Raw genomic sequence first — 18312 nt, forward strand, 5'->3', positions numbered from 1 at the left:
GGTCGGTCCGTCGGCGGGGCGGACGGGTGCGGTCGGTCCCGTCGGCGGGGCAGACGGGTGCGGTCGGTCCGTCGGCGGGGTGATGGGTGCGGTCGGTCCCGTCGGCGGGGCGGACGGGTGCGGTCGGTCCGTCGGCGGGGCGGACGGGTGCGGTCAGTCCGTCGCGGTGGTCGGGGTGCGCGGGCCGGGGCCGGGGCCGGGCAGAAGACGTGACCGGCTCACGGTGAAGCCCACGGTGGCGCCGCCGCCGGGCCGCGTACCCGCCGAGACGGTTCCGCCGTGGGCCTCCGCGACGTCGTGGACGATGGCGAGGCCGAGTCCGGACCCGGGCAGACCGCGCGTGCCGTCGGCCCGGTAGAAGCGGTCGAAGACACGGTTGATGTCGGCGGCGGCGATGCCGGGGCCCCGGTCGCGGACGGTGATCGCTCCCCGGCGGACGCGCACCTCGATGGGCTCGTCGCCGTCGGCGTCGAACTTGGCGGCGTTCTCCAGCAGGTTGCCCACCGCGCGTTCGAGGCCCTGGGGGCGGCCGCGGACCACGCAGTCGTCGGCGTCGATGTGGACCAGGCGTCCGGTGCGCCGGTACACGCGCCGCGCCGCGCGGCGGGCGACCTCGGCCAGGGCGACGGGTTCCTCGGCCTCCTCGCGGCCGCCCGCCAGGGCCAGTTCGACGAGTTCGTCGACGAGGTGACCGAGTTCGCGCGTCTCGTCCTGGACGTCGTCGAGGAGCCGGTCGCGGGAGTCGGGGGACAGTTCGGTGACGCGGTGCAGCACGGTGGCGTTGGCCAGCAGGCTGGTCAGCGGGGTCCGCAGCTCGTGGGCGGCGTCGTGCACCAGCCGTTCCTGGGCCTCACGGGCGGCGGCGATGCGGCCGAGCATCCTGCTGAACGACGCGGACAGCCGCCCGACTTCGTCGCGGCCGCCCGTCAACTCCGGTGCGTCGCCGCCGACACGGCCGTCCGTGCTGACCTCCTCGGCGACCTCGGCCAGCCGCGCGAGACGACGGGTGATGCGTCCGGCCAGCAGCCGGCCCGTGCCCGCCGCGACGAGCATGACCGCCAGGCTGGCCGCGGCGATCTGCCTCTTCATGCCGCCCAGTACGTAGTGGGTCTGGTCGACCTGGACGGCCACCTGCAGGGCGCCGCGATCGCCGCCGAGCGCGGTCGTCAGCAGCCGGTAGGTGTGGCCGCCCACGTCGGTCTCGGTGGTGTCCGACCGGCCGGCCGGGCCGGAGGCGGCGAGGGCGCGCGCGGTCCGGGACACCGGCAGTTCGTCGAGCGGGCCGCCCAGGAGGGTGGGCGTGCCGTCCCGGGCCACGGCCTGCAGGACCGGCCGCCGCTCCTCCTCGTCCCCCGGGCCGGGCAGGTCCGGTCCGGGATAGAGGTCGGGGCCGGTGCCGTGGGTGACCGCGTCGGCCACGGCCTGCTCCTGCTGTTCCTCCGCCGCGTGCGCCAGGGCCGTGGTGGTCGACCTCAGCGACCGGTCGATCTCCGCGAGGACGCGGTCGGAGGCGGCGCGGTAGCTCAGCGCGCCGACCGCCACCGCCACGGCGGCACCGACGGCGGCGAAGGCGAGCGCGAACCGCGAGCGCAGACTCATGGCCGCCGCGCCGCGTAACCCACGCCGCGTACCGTGCGGATGAGGTCGGGTGCTCCGGTCTCGGCGAGCTTGCGCCGCAGATAGCCGACGTAACCGGCGAGGTTCTTCGCGTCCACGGCGGCGTCGGAGCCCCACACCGTCCGGTAGATCTCCGCGTGGTCCAGGACGAGGCCCTCGTTGCGCACCAGCAGCTCCAGCAGGTCGAACTCGGTTCTCGTCAGCCGGAGTTCGGCCGCGCCCCACCACGCGCGTCGGGTGCCCGGGGAGACGCGCAGGGACGCCATTCGCAGCAGGTCACCCGCGCGCTCGCCCTGCCCGGCCCGCGAGGCGGGCGAGGCCGGGGAGGCTGAAGAGGCCGGCCAAGTCGGCGAGGTGGGTGACGTCGATGCGGCGGGTGGCGCCGTCAGCGCGGCCCGGCGCAGCAACGCCCGTAGCCGCGCGAGCAGTTCGGGCACCTCGAAGGGCTTGGGCAGATAGTCGTCGGCGCCGGCGTCCAGCCCGTCCGCCCGGTCCGGGACGCCGGCCCGTGCGGTGAGCAGCAGTACGGGGGTGCGGTCGCCGTCGGCGCGCAGCACCCGGCAGACGGCCACGCCGTCGATGTGCGGCATCATCACGTCGAGGATGAGCGCGCTGAAGGAGTCCCGGCGGGCCAGGACAAGGGTCTCCACACCGTCGCCGGCGGTGACGACGTCGTAGCCCTCCAACTCCAGTGCCCGCTCGACGGCTTCGCGGACGGCTCGATCGTCGTCGGCGACGAGGACACGTTCCGGCATGCGCGCATCGTCGCACAGCGTTCTGTCAGCCGCTTCTCATCCAATTCCCGACTCGCTCCCGCCGGGCGCTGAGACCGCTCTTCCACGATGAGGGCTCCACCACCCTCACACCACAGGAGCGTCATGCCGTCCCACACCCGCCCCGTACTGCGCCGGTCCGTGGTACTCGCCGCGTGCCTGAGCATCGCCCTCGGCACCGTCGGCTATCTCGCCTTCGACCCCGGGTCCGCCTCGGCGACGGTCGCCGAGCAGGCCATCCCGGCCGCCGCGGCCCGCACCGGAGCCGGTGGCGCCAACACCGCCCAGGTCGTGAAGGCCGCGGACGCCTTCCTCGCCACGCTGTCCGACGAGCAGAAGGAGACCGCCCTCTACGACTTCGGCGACGAGGTGAAGAAGACCGGCTGGTCGAACTTCCCGGACGGCGTCGTCGACCGCAACGGCCTGAAGCTGGGCGACCTCACCGCCGAGCAGGACGCGGCGGCCATGAAGGTCATGGAGGCCGCACTCAGCAAGCAGGGCTACCAGGAGCTCGTCGAGATCCGCGAGGCCGACGACTACCTCGCCGCGCAGGAGGAAAGCGAGGAAGACGAGGACGAGACGACGCCCACGCCTCCCTCCGGATCTCCGACCGGCACCCCCACCGGCGGCCCCGGCGGCGGTCCCGGCGGTGGCGGAGGTGGCGGTGGCGGCGCCGACTTCGGCTCGGAGGGGTACTACATCGCCTTCTTCGGACAGCCCAGCAAGACAGGCGAGTTCATGGTCCAGTACGGCGGCCACCACGCGGCGTACAACATCACCTACGCCGGCAAGAACGTGACCATGTCGCCGACTCTGACCGCCGTCGAGCCGATGGCATTCACCTGGGAGGACAAGGAGTACGCCCCGCTCGCGGACAAGCGGGCCGCCACCATCGGCGCCGTCCAGTCGCTCACCGTCGACGAACTGGCCGCCGCCGAGATCGACGGCAGCTTCGACGACCTGCTGCTCGGCCCCGGCGACGACGGCCCCTTCCCGGCCGAACCCGAGGGCGTCCTCGTCAGCAGCCTCACCAAGAAGCAGCGGGCCAAGGTGACCGCGATGCTGCGCACCTGGGTCGACGACCTGGACGAGAAGGCCGCGGGACGGCTGCTGAAGAAGTACGTCTCCGAGTACGACGAGACGTACATCGGCTGGAGCGGCGGGAACACCATCGACAACAACGAGACGTACGTCCGTCTCGACGGGCCGTCCGCCTGGATCGAGTTCTCCAACCAGGCCGGCGACACGCCCGAACAGATCCACCAGCACACGGTCTTCCGGGACGAGACCTCCGACTACGGCTGGGAATGACGTCCGTGCGCCGTGTCTGCCACACCCTCCTGCTCGCGGCGTTCCTGCTGGTCGGCGGCCTCGTGTCGCCGGCCGGCGCCCACCCGATGAGCACCTCGGCCGTCCTGCTCGACATCCGGGACGACCACGTCGAGGGCGAGGTCCAACTCCCCGTCGACCGCCTGGCGGTCGCCGTCGACCGTGACCTCACCCGCACCGGTGTGCTCGGCGAGGACCGGTCCTTCCTCAAGCGCTACACGGCCCAGCACATCGGCGCCGTCGGCGAGGACGGCGACGCGTGGACCGTCACGCTCGCCACCGGCTCGGTGCGGACGATCGACGGGACGGCGCACCTCGTCTACCCGCTCACCATCCGCCCGCCGGACGGACAGGTCACCGACTTCCGGCTGCGCTACGACGTCATCGTGGAGGAACTCCTCACCCACAAGGTCCTCGCCACCGTCCGCTACGACTTCGACCGGGGCATCCTCAGGGCGGACGACGCCGAGACCCTGGGCGTCCTCGACCGGGACACCGGGAGCCTGCGGGTCCCGGCCGGTGAGGGCTCCTGGCTGACGGGTCTCGCCACCACGGCGGGGCTCGGCATCGAGCATGTCGGTGAGGGCGCCGACCACCTGCTGTTCCTGCTGATGCTGCTCATCCCCGCCCCGCTGGTGGCGGCCGGCGGCCGGTGGCGCGCCTCGGACACCTCGCCGCGCCGCGCCGTCGTACGCGTCGTGCACGTCGTGTCGGCGTTCGCCGTGGGCCACTCGCTCACCCTGGCCCTCGCGGCCTCGGGAGCGGTCCAGGTGCCGTCCCGGCCGGTCGAGACGCTCATCGCCGTCTCGATCGCGGTGTCCGCGGTCCATGCGGTACGGCCGCTGGTGGCCCGCGGAGAGGTGCTGATCGCCGCCGGGTTCGGCCTCGTCCACGGGCTGGCGTTCGCCTCGCTCATCGGCGACCTCGGCCTCGACCGGGGATCGCTCGTGACCACGCTGCTGGGCTTCAACCTGGGCATCGAACTGACGCAGTTGCTCGTCGTCGCCCTGATGATGCCGTCGCTGGTCGTGCTGGCCCGCACCCCGCTCTATCCCGCGTTCCGCGTCGGGGTGGCCGTCATCGGCCTCGTCTTCTCGGTGTCCTGGACGCTGGAGCGCGCGACGCTGACCGCCGTCGACCCGTTCGAGGGCGTCCAGACCTGGCTGGTCGGGCACCCCCTGCTGGTCGCGGGGACGCTGGCGGCGTTCGCCGCCGCGGCCCGTCTCCGGGGCCGGGTGCCCTGGGCTCCGGCGGGACAGTGACCCGCGCGCCCGGCGGACCCGCTCCGCCGGACGCGCCCCAGCGCCGCGCGACCGCCCCGTGGGCCCGGCGGCACCTGTACCCCCGCGGGCGGTCCGGCGTGCGCGGCCGCGGGCCCGCGGGCGTTCCGGCGTGAGCGGCCGCGCGGCTGCGGCCGGGCCGCTTCGGCCGGGCTGGACGGCGCCTGCCGTCGCTGCCCGGGGCCGTCGGCGGCCTTCTCCGAGGCCGGGTGCCCTGGGCTCCGGCCGGAACGTGAGCCGCGCGTCCGGCGGATCCGTACGCCGGACGCACCCCTGGCGCTGCGTGCGACCGTCTCGGGTGGTACCCGTACCCCGCGAAGGCGTTCCGGCGGCCGCGGCCGCGCGGCCGCGGTCGGGCCGCTTCGGTCGGGCCGCTGCGGTCGGGCTGGTACGGCGCCTGCCGTCGTTGCCCGGGGCCGTCGGTGGTGGCTCCGAGGCCGGGTGCCCCGGACTCCGGCCGGAACGTGAGCCGCGCGTCCGGCGCATCGGTCCGTCGGCCCCGCCTCACGGCGGCGTACGACCGCCCCGCAGGCCCGTGCCTGTGCTCCCCGAACCCCTACCCCGCAGGCGTTCCGGCGGCCGCGGCCGCGCGGCTGCGGCCGGGCCGCTCCGGTCGGTCGGGCTGGTGCGGCGGCTGCCGGGCCGCTCCGGTCGGGCGGGCGCGGCGTCTGCCGGGTCGCCGAATGCCGTGGTCGCCCGGGACGCCGTAAGCTCGGTGGGGGGATGCCGTGCAGCCCTGCCCGTGCGGAGAGCCCTTCCATGGCCGACCAGTACACCGTCGCATTCGATTCCGGCGCCGCTCCGTTCACCGCCCGGGTCGGGGGCAAATGCGCCGCTCTGCTGACGATGACCGGCCGCGGGGTCCCGGTGCCGCCCGGGTTCGCGGTGACCACCGACGCCTTCGACGCCGCGCTCGACGGCGGCGGCCTTCGTGCGCGGATCGGCTCCCTCCTCGCCGGGCTCGACCTCTCCGACACGGCCGACACCGAGAGACGTGCCGCCGAGGTCCGTGGACTGGTCACCGACCGGCCCGTGCCGCCCCCGGTCGCGACGGCCGTCACCGCGGCCTACCGGGTCCTCGGGGCGGCCCAGGACGTCCCGGTGGCCGTACGGTCGAGCGCCGGGACGGAGGACCTGCCGGCGGCCAGCTTCGCCGGGCAGTACGACACGTACCTGGGGGTGCGCGGGGCCGACGCCGTCGTCGACGCCGTACGCCGCTGCTGGGCGAGCCTGTGGACGGCGCGGGCGATCACCTACCGCGCTGCGGGCGGGATGCCCGAGCGGGGGCTGAGCATGGCGGTGGGTGTGCAGAGCATGGTCGACGCGCGCACCGCCGGGGTGGCCATGACCGTGAACCCGGCCGACGGCGACCCGTCGAAGATCGTCATCGACGCCGCCTGGGGACTCGGCGAACCGGTGATGTCCGGCGAGACGACCCCCGACCACTACGTCGTGGACAAGGTGCTGCTCGTCCCCTTGAAGACGACCCTGTCGCCGCAGCACCACGAGCTGGTCGTCGCGCCGGACGGGCACGGCCTCCTCCGGCGCGCGGTCGAGGACGCCCGCCGCGGGAGGGCGTGCCTGGAGCCCGCCGAGGTCACCGCCGTCGCCGAGCTGGCCAAGCGCGTCGAGCGGCACTACGGCTGCCCGCAGGACGTCGAGTGGGTCATCGCCCGTGACGCGGCCCCGCTCCCGGACAGTGGCCCCCGCGTGCTGCTGCTCCAGGCGCGGCCCGAGACGTTCTGGAGCCGTCGACCACGCGCGCGAGCCGAGGTGGTGCCCGGGGCGGGCGTCTCCAGCATCGCCGACACCATGCTCGGACTCGGGACCCTCCCGACCTGAGCGACCCGAGCGACCCGAGCCCCGGGCCCGGCCCGGCCCGGCCCGCACGGGCCCGACGAAGGGACCTCGCATGGCGACCCAGCAGCGCACCCCGACCCGGCGGCACACGTCGTCCGCACGGCGCACGAGCTTCCCCAGCCCCTACGAGCAGCGGGCGCCCGAGGGGGCCGAGGACTGGCGGAGCATGTACCCGTACAACGTGCTCTTCCAGCCCGAGCGGCGGGCTGTGGAGGAGGCGAAGTTCTGGTTCTGCGACAGCCAGCACTGGCCCACGGTGCTCAAACCGTTCGAGACGATCGGCCCGGAGCTGTCGACGAAGTGCCTGGGGCAGTTCAACACCCGGTACTTCCTCGTGCCGCCCGCAGGCGGCCTGGAATGCCGCGTCCACCAGGGATACGTCTACCACCACCCGGTGACGGTGGAGCGGGACGAGGCGGCGGCGAGGGTGCCGGAGTTCCTCCGGCGCGCCGGGTACTACTTCGCGCACTGGGACGCGCTGCTGGACACCTGGAAGGGCAAGGTCCTCGCCACGATCGGGGAGCTGGAGGCGCTCCGGTTCACCGAACTGCCCGACGTCCAGCCGTACGAGGAGGTCGAGCGCGGCGTCGGGCTGGACGCGGCCGACACTTTGCTCGGCGGGTACGACAGGCTCCTGGCGCTGTGCCACCGGGCCTGGCAGCACCACTTCGAGTTCCTCAACCTCGGCTACGCGGCCTACCTGGACCTCTTCCAGGCGTGCGGACAGTGGTTCCCCGGTATCCCCGACCAGGCGGTCGCGGCCATGGTCCAGGGCGTGGACATGGAACTGTTCCGCCCGGACGACGAGTTGAAGCGACTGGCGAAGCTCGCCGTCGAACTGGACCTGGACCACCTGCTGACCGTCCCCGGCCCCGGACGGCACACCCTCGACTCCGTCGCGTCGGCGCCCGGGGGCCGGGACTGGCTGGACGCCTGGGAGACGGCCCGCGACCCGTGGTTCAACTTCACCTCCGGCAACGGCTTCTACGCCGAGGACCGGTACTGGCGGGACGAACCCGCGCTGCCCCTGGGCTACATCGGCGACTACGTCCGGCGGCTGCGCCGGGGCGAGCACATCGACCGGCGGGTGAGCGAACTCGTCGCCGAACGGGACCGGATCACCGGCGAGTACGCCGCCCTGCTCGACCCCGCTCAGCGCACGGACTTCGACGCCAAACTGCGGCTCGCCCGACAGGTCTACCCGTACGTGGAGAACCACAACTTCTACATCGAGCACTGGTCCATGGGCGTCTTCTGGCGCAAGACCCGTGAGCTGTCGGCGCTGTTGCACCGGGCGGGTTTCTGGCCCGGCGAGAACGACATGCTGTACCTCACGCGCGACGAGGCCCGCGGCGCGCTGTTCGACTTCGCGTCCGGCTGGGCGCGGGGCAGTGCGCCCATCGGCCCCGACCACTGGCCGCCCGAGGTGGCACGGCGGCGGCGGATGGTCCGCGCCCTCGCGTCCCGGCGCCCGGAACCGGCGCTGAACCGGCCGCCCGCCGCCGTCACGGAACCCTTCAGCATCATGCTGTGGGGCATCACCAGCGAACGCGTCCGGTCCTGGCTGGCCGACCTCGACACCACCGGCGACCTGATCGGCCTGGCCGCCTCACCCGGACGTGCGGAAGGCCCGGCCCGGATCGTCCACAGCCCCGCCGAACTGGACCTCGTACAGGACGGGGAGATCCTCGTCGCGCCGGTCACCGCGCCCAGCTGGGCCCCGGTGTTCGGGCGGGTGCGGGCCACCGTGACCGACATAGGCGGGGTGATGTCGCACGCCGCCATCGTCTGCCGCGAGTACTCCCTGCCCGCGGTGACCGGGACCGGGTCGGCGTCCACCCGTATCAGGACGGGGCAGCGGATCCGCGTCGACGGCACGGCCGGCACCGTCACTCTCCTCGACTGAGCGCGCTCGCGCCGAAAGGAGACCGGCATGCCTCCCACACCGCTTCCCGTCCTCCCGCTCGCCCCGTCGATGATCCCCCCGGCGGACGAGGTGCCCGCGCTGGTGCGCCTGACCGGGGTCGAACGGGAGATCTGGGACCGGGCCCTGCCGTATCTCGACGTGCGGGACAACGCCACGCACTCGCTCCACGCCTACGGCCTCGCGGACGTGCTGCTGGCCGCGGTGCCGCTGGCCCGCGCCGACGTGGTGCTCCCCGCGATCCTGCTGCACGACACCGGCTGGAAGACCGTCGACCCGGCACGCATCCTGCCCGCCATCGCCCCCGGCTCCCACGACCCCGGGACCGTCCGCAGACACGAGACCGAGGGTGCCGTCATCGCCCACCGCATCCTCACCGACCTCGGGTACCCGCCGGACGTCACCGCGCGGATCACGGAGATCGTCGACGGCCACGACACCCGGCGGCACGCCCTCAACGCCGACGACGCGGTGGTCAAGGACGCCGACAAGCTGTGGCGGCTCACCCCGCACGGGCTGCGGACGGTCGGCTCCTGGTTCTGCCTCGACGCCGAGCAGACGCTGCGCCTGGTCCTGTCCGTCACCTACGACCGGCTCCTCACCGGGACGGGCCGCGCGATCGGCCGGGCGCTGGCCGCCTGCGCGGGGCTCGACCCCGGCCCGCGGCGGCCGGGACCCACAGGCCGGGCCCCCTCGGCCGACGGCGGCCATACGGGTTGATTATGGGCATCACGGGCACCACGCTGGACGCTATGGACACGTCGCGCGTCCTCGGGCTGGTCGTGACCGACCGGCGCGGTCTGATCACCGGGTGGAGCCCCGGGGCGGAACGCCTGCTGGGCCACACGGCCGCGGAGGCCGTGGGGCAGCCGGTCGCGGAACTGCTGGGGCCGAACGTGTACGACGCCGCGGGCTCCGAGGAACGCCACAGGGCGCTCCCGGTGCGGCACAGGGACGGCAGCCTGCTGACGCTGCCGGTCTCCGGCTACCCGCTGGCCACCGACGTGGCCGGGCGTGCGACGGGGCCCGGTTCGATCCTGGTGATCGGCCCGCCGCCGGCCGGGTTCGCGGTGGGGGAGCGGGAGCGGGAGGCGTTGTCCACGTGGACCCTCGAAGCCTCGCCGCTGGCGCTCACGGTCTACGACACCGATCTGCGCTGCGTGTGGCAGAGCGAGCGGATGCGCCGCCTGAGCGGACTCTCCGACGAGGAACGGCGCGGGCGCCGCCTCACCGACGTCCTGGTCGGCCCGGACGCGGCGGAGTGGGAGGAGCGGACCCGGCGGGCTCTGCTGACGGGTGAGGAGCAGGCCGGCGAGGTCAGAGGCAGCCTCCCGGCGGGGTCCTCCTCCCGGGTCTTCGACGTGTCCGCGACACCGTTGCGGGACGAACGGGGCCGGACGCTCGGCGTCTGCACCACCGTCACGGACGTCACCCGCGCCAGCCGCGACCGGGAACGCCTGGCCCTGCTGAACGACGCGAGCGTCCGCATCGGCAGCACCCTGGACGTGACCCGGACCGGCCGGGAGCTGACCGAGGTGGTGGTGCCCCGGTTCGCCGACTTCGCCCGTGTCGACCTGCTGGAGGTCCTGCTCCGGGGGGACGAGCCCGCTCCCGGGCCCATCGCCGGGGCCGTCCGGCTGCGCCGGATCGCGGAGCTGAACCTGTTCGAGGGTGTCCTGGAGGCGCAGACCACCGCCGGCGACTCCGACGTGTATCTCGCCGACTCTCCCGCGGCGCTGTGCCTGGCCAGCGGACGCTCGGCGATGTACCTGACCGAGGACCCGGTGATCCGCGCCTGGGCGGCCCTGAGCCCGGCCCGGCAGGCGAAGATCGCCCGGTTCGGGACGCACTCGTGGATGCTGTTGCCGGTCAGGGCCCGGGGCACGACGCTCGGCGTGGTCATGCTCACCCGAACCCGCGAGACCCCCGAGCCCTTCGAGTCCGACGACCTCTCCCTGGCCGAGGACCTGGTGGCCCGGGCGGCGGTGTGCCTGGACAACGCGCGGCGGTTCACCCGGGAGCGGACGGCGGCACTCGCGCTGCAGCGGAGCCTGCTTCCGCAGCGGCTGCCGTACCAGTCGGCGGTGCAGGTGGCCTCGCGCTATCTGCCCGCGTCACCGAGCATCGGGGTGGGGGGCGACTGGTACGACGTGATCCGTCTGTCGGGCGAGCGGGTGGCCCTGGTGGTCGGGGACGTGGTGGGACACGGGATCCACGCGGCGGCGGCGATGGGGCGGCTGCGGACCGCCGTACGCACGCTCGCGGACGTCGATCCGACCCCGGACGAACTGCTGACCCGACTGGACGACCTGGTGATCCAGCTGGCCGCGGAGTCGGGGGCCGGCCGGGACGCCGATACGGCGGCGGACATCGGTGCGACCTGTCTGTACGCGGTGTACGACCCGGTGTCGCGGCGGTGTTCGCTGGCCCGGGCCGGACATCCGGCACCCGTCCTGGTGGCACCCGACGGGGCGGCCGGCTTCCTGGAACTCCCGGCCGGGCCGCCGCTCGGCCTGGGAGGGGTGCCGTTCGAGTCGGTGGAGGTGGCGCTGGCGCCGGGGAGTCTGCTGGCGCTGTACACCGACGGCCTGGTCGAGTCCCGGCAGCGCGACCTGGACGCGGGCCTGGAGGCGCTGCGCACGGCACTGACCGCGCCCGCCGGCTCGCTGGAGGACGTGTGCGAACACGTGGTGAGGACGGCGCTGCCGGACGGACCCGTCGATGACGCCGCGCTGTTGCTGGTGCGGACTCGGGCGCTGGACGGGCGGCGGGTCGCGGCGTGGGATGTGACGGCGGACGCGGCGGCCGTGTCGCGGGTGCGTTCGGAGAGCGTGCGCAGGATGGTGTCCTGGGGCCTGGAGGAGGCCGCGTTCGTGACCGAACTGGTCGTCAGCGAGCTGGTGACGAACGCCATCCGGTACGGCGTGCCCCCGATCCAGCTGCGGCTGATCCATGACCACGTGCTGACCTGTGAGGTCTCGGACGCGAACAGCACCGCGCCGCATCTGCGGCGGGCACGGGTGTTCGACGAGGGGGGCCGGGGCCTGCTGCTCGTCGCCCAGCTGACGCAGCGGTGGGGGACACGGCAGACCGCGACGGGCAAGACGATCTGGTGCGAGCAGGCCCTGCCGGCCGAGGTGGCTTCGACCGGGCCGAAGCCGGTCGAGGCGGCCTGACCGCCACGGCCTGACCACGGCCGGACCGACACGGCCTGACCACGGCCGGACCGACACGGCCGGACTCTCCGGCTGCTCCGACCGTCGGCCGCTCTGGCTCCGGCTGCTCCGGTCGGCCGGGCGCTCTGGTCCGTCGGCCGCTCTGGCTCTCCGGCTGCTCCGACCGTCGGCCGCTCTGGCTCCGGCTGCTCCGGTCGGCCGGGCGCTCTGGTCCGTCGGCCGCTCTGGCTCTCCGGCTGCTCCGACCGTCGGCCGCTCTGGCTCTCCGGCCGCTCCTGTCCGCAGGCCGCTCCTGTCCGCAGGCTGCTCCGGTCCGTCGGGCGGCTGTGGATCGGTCACTTTTCGGCCCGGCGCCCCCCAGGACCGGATGTGCAGGATGGCGCCGGCCTGGCCGTTTTCGGCCGGAGCGTCCGGATGGTCCGGCCGTGGAATCCCCGGAGCGGGGCTCCTGGGGGTGGCGCACCGCAACCACCGTGGCCGAAAGTGTGTCTCTGGGGGCGTGGTCCGAAGCTCCGGGGCGAGTGAGGTTTCCGGCAGCACTGCAGCCTTGGGGGGCTGGAATGAACACATGGGCGGTGCCTGGATACACCGAGTCGTCGGAACTGGGAGCGGGGGCGAGCGGGCGGGTCGTCCTCGCCGTGCACCAGGAGACCGGCGTGCCGGTCGCGATGAAGTACCTCAGCGAGTCACTGCGCACCCGGCCCGGCTTCGTCCGCGATTTCAGGGCGGAGGCGCGGCTGCTCGGCGGCCTGGAGAGCCCGTACGTCGCCGGGCTGTACGAATACGTCGAGAGCCCGGACGGCGCGGCCATCGTGATGGAGCTGGTGGACGGTGTCTCGTTGCGGGCCCTGCTGAACGGTCAGGGCCCGCTCGATCCCGAGGCCGCCCTCCTGGTCCTCAAGGGCTCGTTGCTCGGTCTGGCCGACGCGCACCGCATCGGTGTCGTCCACCGCGACTACAAGCCGGCGAACGTCCTGGTCATGCCGGACGGAGCGTCCAAGCTCGTCGACTTCGGGATCGCGGCGGACGTCGGCACCAGCGCCGGAGCGGCGGGCACCCCCTCCTACATGGCCCCGGAGCAGTGGACCGGCGCGCCCGCCTCGCCCGCCGCCGACGTGTACGCGGCCACGGCCACGTTCTTCGAGTGCCTCACCGGCCACAAGCCGTACCCGGCCGACAATCTCGCCGCCCTCGCGCTGCAGCACGCCGACGCGCCCGTCCCCGTCGAGGAGGTCCCCGAGGGGGTGCGGGACCTGGTGCGGCGCGGACTGGCCAAGGACCCGCGGGAACGGCCCACGCACGCCGAGGCGTTCGTCACGGACCTGGAGACGGCCGCCGGCGCCGCCTACGGGCCCGACTGGGAGGAACGCGGCCGCGGTCGGCTCGCCGCGCTGGTGGCCCTGCTGCCGCTGCTGCTGCCCTCGGCCCGCAGCGCCCCGCACACCACCACGGACACCGCGCGCACGCTGCTGAGCCCGGAACGGGGAGACGGCTGGGCGCGGTCGTGGCGGCCCGGCCGGCCGGGGATGCTGGTGTCCGGTGCGGCCGCGCTTCTGGGCGTCCTCCTGACCTACGGCATCCAGCACACGCCCGGAGCGGCTCCGCAGCAGGCGGCGCAGGCCCTGGCCACCACCAGTGCCCAGCCCGGCGGGGCGTCGGCGGGGCCCACGGCTCCGACCCCGACGACCACCGAATCGTCGACGTCGTCCCCGTCGTCCTCGCCGTCCCCGACCTCCACCGGGTCGGCCGGCCCGTCGGCCTCGGACCCGGCGACCGCCGACACCGGCACGCCCTCGGCATCCGGCACCACGGACCCGGACCCGGCCCCGGAGACGACGACGCCCGGCGAGGCGACACCCGAGACGACGCCGACGACCACTCCCCCCGCCTCGCCGGCCGCCCCCGCAATCAAGGACGTCGTGGTGTCGGGCTTCCGGCAGACGGGTCCGACGACCGCCACGGCGACGATCGGCATCACCACGGACGGCACCGGGCCGCTCTCCCTCACCGTCTCGTGGTTCGCGGGCGACACCGGCGGACAGCTCGGCACCCAGGACGGTGCGGTCCAGACGCTGGAGCGCAGCGGCGCCACCCAGTACACGCTCACCGTCGACCACACCTTCCGGAACCTCGGCTGTTACTGGGCGGTCCGGGCCACGACCACTCCGGCCTCCGCCGACGGCGGCGCCTCGCAGCAGCTTCTGACCAGGCGGTGTGACCTCAGATGACCACTCACGACGACCGCACTCCCGCGTCCGCTTCCACATCCGCGTCCACATCCGCGTCCGCACCTGCCGAGGGCGGGGAGCCGAGCCGGGTGTTGGGTTCCGCCGAGGGCGGGGAGCCGACCCAGGTCCTCGATGTCCCTCGGGCGCTCGATGCTGCCGAGGGCGGGGAGCCGAGCCGGGTGTTGGGTTCCGCCGAGGGCGGGGAGCCGACCCAGGTCCTCGATGTCACTCGGGCGCTCGATGCTGCCGAGGGCGGGGAGCCGAGCCGGGTGTTGGGTTCCGCCGAGGACGGGGACCCCGCCCAGGTCCTCGACCCCACCCAGGTCCTCGACCCCACCCAGGTCCTCGACCCCACCCAGGTCCTCGACCCCACCCAGGACCTCGACCCCACCCAGGACCTCGACCGCGCCGACGAACGCGCCCCGAGCGTCGAACGCGCCCCGAGCGGCGAACCCGGCTCCGTCGACGCCGAGTACAGCGCCACCGTGCTGGACAGCCACTGGATCCAGAGACCCGAGCCGGACGCCACCCTCGTCGGTCCGTTCTCCACGGAGGGCCTGCCGTTCTCCCCGGAGAACCTGCCGACGCCGCCGGACCGCACCGAAGGCACGATGCTGCGTTTCGGCCCGGGGGTGACGGCCGCCCTCGCGCACCGCACCCACCGGACGCTGCCCGCGCTGCCGCCGCCGCCCCCCGTGCCCCGACGCCGACGACTGCGCCGGCACGCCCTGCCCGCGCTGGTGCTGATCTCCGTCATGGCCCTCCTCGCCTGGCAGCGCCTCGGGCCGTCCGTCGCGGTGCGGACGGCGGCGGTCACGGCCCGGCCGACGGTCCTGGGCTGCGGTGACACAGCGGACATCGTCGGTCTCGTCACCACGAACGGCAGGCCGGGCACGTTCTCCTACCGCTGGATCCGAAGCGACGGCACCGCCTCGGGCGTGCTGCGCGAAGTGGTGGTCCGGGGCCAGAGACAGGCGCGTCTGCACCTGCTGTGGACCTTCCAGGGCCAGGGCCGGTACGCGGCGCAGGTCGAGTTGCGCATCCTTTCCCCCACCGACCGCACCTTCACCACCCACCTCACCTACCGATGCCCCTGACCGGACCGGACTCGCCGTGGAAGGCCCCAAAAGGGTTGTAGGAGGGGCGTTGGACGGGGTCCGGAGACGTATCGCAGTGACACGCAGACACGCATGGGCGGCGTCGACGTGCCCGCGTGAGAACGGCGTGCCAGGCTCGAATCCGTGCCGCCGGACCAGGCGGCGGCGTCTTCCGGATTTCCGGGTTCGCCGAAAGCAGCCGGTGAGACCCCGACGGGGTCCGCATTCGCGAGGAGGCAATGCGCATGCCGGTTGCCACGACCGGGTCCGAGGCCCCGTCGCCGCTCCCGGACCCGATGACGCTGCTTCGGAGCCGCGCGTACCTGGTGCTTCTGCTGATGGCCGCGCTGATCGGCGGGCCGGTGTCCGCGGCGGCGTTCGGCTTCCTCGCGCTGGTCGGGGAGGTCCAGCCGCTGCTCTACACGGATCTGCCCAAGTCGCTGGGGTTCGACGGAACGCCCTCCTGGTGGCCGCTGCCGCTGCTCGCCGTAGGGGGGCTGCTCGTGGCACTGACGATCCAGTACCTGCCGGGACACGGCGGCCATGAACCGACGGACGGGTTCAAGCCCGGCGGCACGCCCACCCCCATCGAGCTGCCCGGCATCTTCGCCGCCGCCCTGGCGACGCTCTGTTTCGCCGCCGTCCTCGGACCCGAGGCACCTCTGCTGGCGCTCGGCGGCGGGCTCGCCGCCGGCGCCGTGCGGATGGTCAAGCGCGACCCCCCGAAGCAGATGATCGAGGTGCTGGGCGCGGCGGGCAGCTTCGCGGCCGTCAGCTCGTTGCTGGGATCCCCCCTGCTGGGAGCGTTCCTCCTGATGGAGGCCTCGGGGTTGGGCGGGCCGATGATGGCGCTGGTGTTGGTGCCCGGCCTGCTGGCCGCGGGCATCGGCGCGCTCATCTTCGTCGGGCTGGGATCCTGGACCGGGCTGGGCACCTACTCGCTGACCCTGCACGACGTACCCGAGGCCACGTCCCCGACCGTGGCGGAATTCGGGTGGGCTCTGGTCATCGGAGTGTCGGCCGCACTCGCCGGTGCGGGAATCCGGTGGCTCGCCGTCCGGCTCAGGACGCACGTCGAGAGGCGACGGGTGCCGGCCACGGTGGTCATCGGCCTGGTCGTGGCGGGGCTGGCGATCGGTTACGCGGAGGGCACCGGCAAAGCGGCGAGCGACGTGTTGTACTCGGGGCAGTCGGCGCTGGATCCGCTCCTCACGCACCACGCCGCGTACTCGGTGGGAGCGTTGTCGCTGCTGGTGGTGTGCAAGGGCCTGGCCTACTGCACCTCGCTCAGCGCTTTCAGGGGAGGCCCGATCTTTCCCGCGATGTTCGTGGGAGCGGCGGGCGGCATCCTGTTCTCCCACCTGCCGGGGCTCAGCCTGGTAGCGGGGTTCGCGATGGGTATCGGAGCGATGGGCACGGCGATGCTGAGACTTCCGCTGGTCTCCGTCCTGCTGGCCACCCTCCTGCTCGGGGCACAGGGGCTGACCGTCATGCCGCTGGTGATCGTCGCGGTCGTGGTCTCGTACGTCACGACGGCGAGACTCACCGTTCCTCCGGCCCCCGGAGCCGGGGCGACGACCGAGGCCGGGCCACGGCAGCCGTGAGCCCGACGGGAGCCTCCCTCCGCCGCCATGACTCGGCTCCGCGCCCGTCCGGCAGGGTGGTGGACGGCCCCGCATCGGGCGCGGGGCCATCCACCGGCTCGCCGTGGGGTGTGGCTCAGTGGTCGTCGCGGATGGTGGTCGCGATGCCGTTGCTGATCACGACCTCGGCGCTGAAGCCCTTCTTGGCGGCCGTCTCCAGTTGGGCCTCGGTGCACTCGATGCCACCCTCGCCGCCCTGACCCGTGTTCACGGCGTCGCAGATGTCGTCGTAACCCCAGATCTCGGTGTCCTCGGCGACGAGGAACTGCTGCTCGACGCCCTTCATGTCGGAGACGGTGTACTTGCCCGGTGCCAGGTAGGAGACGTTGCCGAACCAGGTGCCGTTGACGCCCTTGCCCTTGTTGATGTCCTCGACGACGGTCTCGCGGGAGCCGGAGTCGTCGCCGGAGCCACTGTCGGAGTCGCTGCCGGAGCCCGAGCCCGAGCCGGTGCCGGTGTCCTGCTGCGCGCTACGGCGTTCGGTCACGAGGGTCGCGATGCCCTTCTTCATCTCCACGTCGGCGTTCACGGCGTTCTTCTTGACGGCCGACTCCAGCTGGTCCAGCGTGCAGGGCGCGTCCACCTTGGCCCCCGCCTCGCCGCATATCGTGCCGGCGCCGTAGACCTCGGTGTCCTCGGCGACCCAGAACTGCTGGTCCTGCTTGCCCGGCACGGACACGATGTACTTGCCCGGGGCGAGATAGGTGACCTCGCCGTTCTTGAACGTGCCGCTGACGCCCTTGGAGTTCTTGGAGTCCGCTGCCTTCTCCGCGACGGCCGCCTTGTCCGCTCCGCTCGTGCCGGACGAGTCGGTGTCGGTGCCGTTCTGGCACGCCGTCATCAGCAGCCCGGCGGTGATCGCGGCGGTGGCGACGACGGCCCTGCGCAGGTGGCGGTTCATCAGAGGAGGTTCCTTCCGAGGTGGGGGTGGTGCGGGTAGGAGGGAGTCGGCGGCGTTTCCACCGGCTCCCCGGTCCTGCACTGCGTAAGACACTGATGAGGAGGGGCCCCAGAGCCCCGAGGTCACGCCCGTCCGTCCTTCAGGACACCGCCGTAGCGACACCGTTACACGGCAACACATCGGCTGTGGACGGCGGTTCGTCGACGCGCCGCCTTGCGCCACGGCCGGCACCGGGGAGTGGACCGGGGGCCGGCGAGCCGCTCTCCCGCCTCCTCGTCCGCTTTCCCGTGCGCGGCGTTCGCCGAAGCGCCGCCGTGCGTGGGGCCGCCGGGCGGGCCGGCCAGGGAGAGGGTGCCGTCGTGCGCCGCGATCCGGCGGCGGATGCCGGTGAGTCCGGAGCCGCCGTCCGCGTCCGCGTCCGCGCCGCCCCGGCCGTCGTCCTCGACGCACAGGCGAAGGCGCCCGCCACTGCTCCACGGCGGTC

The 18312-nt window shown here is 73.7% G+C and carries 12 protein-coding genes and 1 pseudogene; 9 read left to right on the top strand and 4 right to left on the bottom strand.

Annotated elements, in window-relative coordinates; translation table 11 throughout:
* Positions 1-153: 153 nt before the first annotated feature.
* Positions 154-1599, bottom strand: coding sequence for a HAMP domain-containing sensor histidine kinase (locus OG272_RS26490; protein ID WP_327728599.1), 1446 nt, complete (start codon positions 1597-1599; stop codon positions 154-156).
* Positions 1596-2372 (bottom strand): response regulator transcription factor, encoded by a 777-nt coding sequence (locus OG272_RS26495; RefSeq protein ID WP_328223672.1) that lies wholly within the window; start codon positions 2370-2372, stop codon positions 1596-1598. Before OG272_RS26495 ends, OG272_RS26490 begins: the two co-directional genes overlap by 4 nt.
* Positions 2373-2495: 123 nt before the next feature.
* Here OG272_RS26495 and OG272_RS26500 point away from each other — a divergent pair, with 123 nt between their 5' ends.
* From OG272_RS26500 to OG272_RS26540, 9 genes are all read left to right on the top strand, one after another.
* Entirely contained in the window at positions 2496-3701 is a 1206-nt protein-coding gene (locus tag OG272_RS26500) for a DUF3500 domain-containing protein (RefSeq protein ID WP_328223673.1), read from the top strand.
* Complete coding sequence (locus tag OG272_RS26505) at positions 3698-4981, top strand: HupE/UreJ family protein (protein WP_405895043.1); 1284 nt, start codon at positions 3698-3700, stop codon at positions 4979-4981. Before OG272_RS26500 ends, OG272_RS26505 begins: the two co-directional genes overlap by 4 nt.
* A 777-nt stretch (positions 4982-5758) precedes the next feature.
* On the top strand, positions 5759-6841 hold the full coding sequence (locus tag OG272_RS26510; protein ID WP_327728595.1) for a PEP/pyruvate-binding domain-containing protein: 1083 nt from the start codon (positions 5759-5761) through the stop codon (positions 6839-6841).
* A 70-nt stretch (positions 6842-6911) separates the two neighbouring features.
* Positions 6912-8765: a PEP-utilizing enzyme gene (locus OG272_RS26515; RefSeq protein WP_405895045.1), complete on the top strand. Its 1854-nt coding sequence runs from the start codon at positions 6912-6914 to the stop codon at positions 8763-8765.
* A 27-nt stretch (positions 8766-8792) separates the two neighbouring features.
* Positions 8793-9503 (top strand): hypothetical protein, encoded by a 711-nt coding sequence (locus OG272_RS26520; RefSeq protein WP_405895047.1) that lies wholly within the window; start codon positions 8793-8795, stop codon positions 9501-9503.
* 32 nt (positions 9504-9535) lie between these two features.
* Positions 9536-11959: a SpoIIE family protein phosphatase gene (locus OG272_RS26525; RefSeq protein WP_405895049.1), complete on the top strand. Its 2424-nt coding sequence runs from the start codon at positions 9536-9538 to the stop codon at positions 11957-11959.
* A 560-nt stretch (positions 11960-12519) separates the two neighbouring features.
* Complete coding sequence (locus OG272_RS26530) at positions 12520-14187, top strand: serine/threonine-protein kinase (RefSeq protein ID WP_327728591.1); 1668 nt, start codon at positions 12520-12522, stop codon at positions 14185-14187.
* A complete protein-coding gene (locus OG272_RS26535; RefSeq protein ID WP_328223678.1) occupies positions 14184-15284 on the top strand; it encodes a hypothetical protein in 1101 nt (366 codons plus the stop codon). The genes OG272_RS26530 and OG272_RS26535 overlap by 4 nt, the downstream gene beginning before the upstream one ends.
* Before the next feature lie 245 nt (positions 15285-15529).
* Positions 15530-16888: a chloride channel protein gene (locus OG272_RS26540; RefSeq protein WP_326580074.1), complete on the top strand. Its 1359-nt coding sequence runs from the start codon at positions 15530-15532 to the stop codon at positions 16886-16888.
* 115 nt (positions 16889-17003) lie between these two features.
* On the opposite strand, the gene OG272_RS26545 is transcribed toward OG272_RS26540, so the two are convergent.
* Together OG272_RS26545 and OG272_RS26550 are read right to left on the bottom strand one after the other, a co-directional pair.
* The gene (locus OG272_RS26545) at positions 17004-17828 is read right to left on the bottom strand and encodes a hypothetical protein (RefSeq protein WP_327728588.1); all 825 of its coding nucleotides are present in this window, start codon (positions 17826-17828) and stop codon (positions 17004-17006) included.
* A gap of 317 nt (positions 17829-18145) precedes the next feature.
* A pseudogene (locus OG272_RS26550) lies at positions 18146-18295 on the bottom strand (sensor histidine kinase); the annotation flags it as partial.
* Between the last annotated feature and the right edge of the window lie 17 nt (positions 18296-18312).

Source organism: Streptomyces sp. NBC_00104, from assembly GCF_045160825.1.
Classification (GTDB): domain Bacteria; phylum Actinomycetota; class Actinomycetes; order Streptomycetales; family Streptomycetaceae; genus Streptomyces.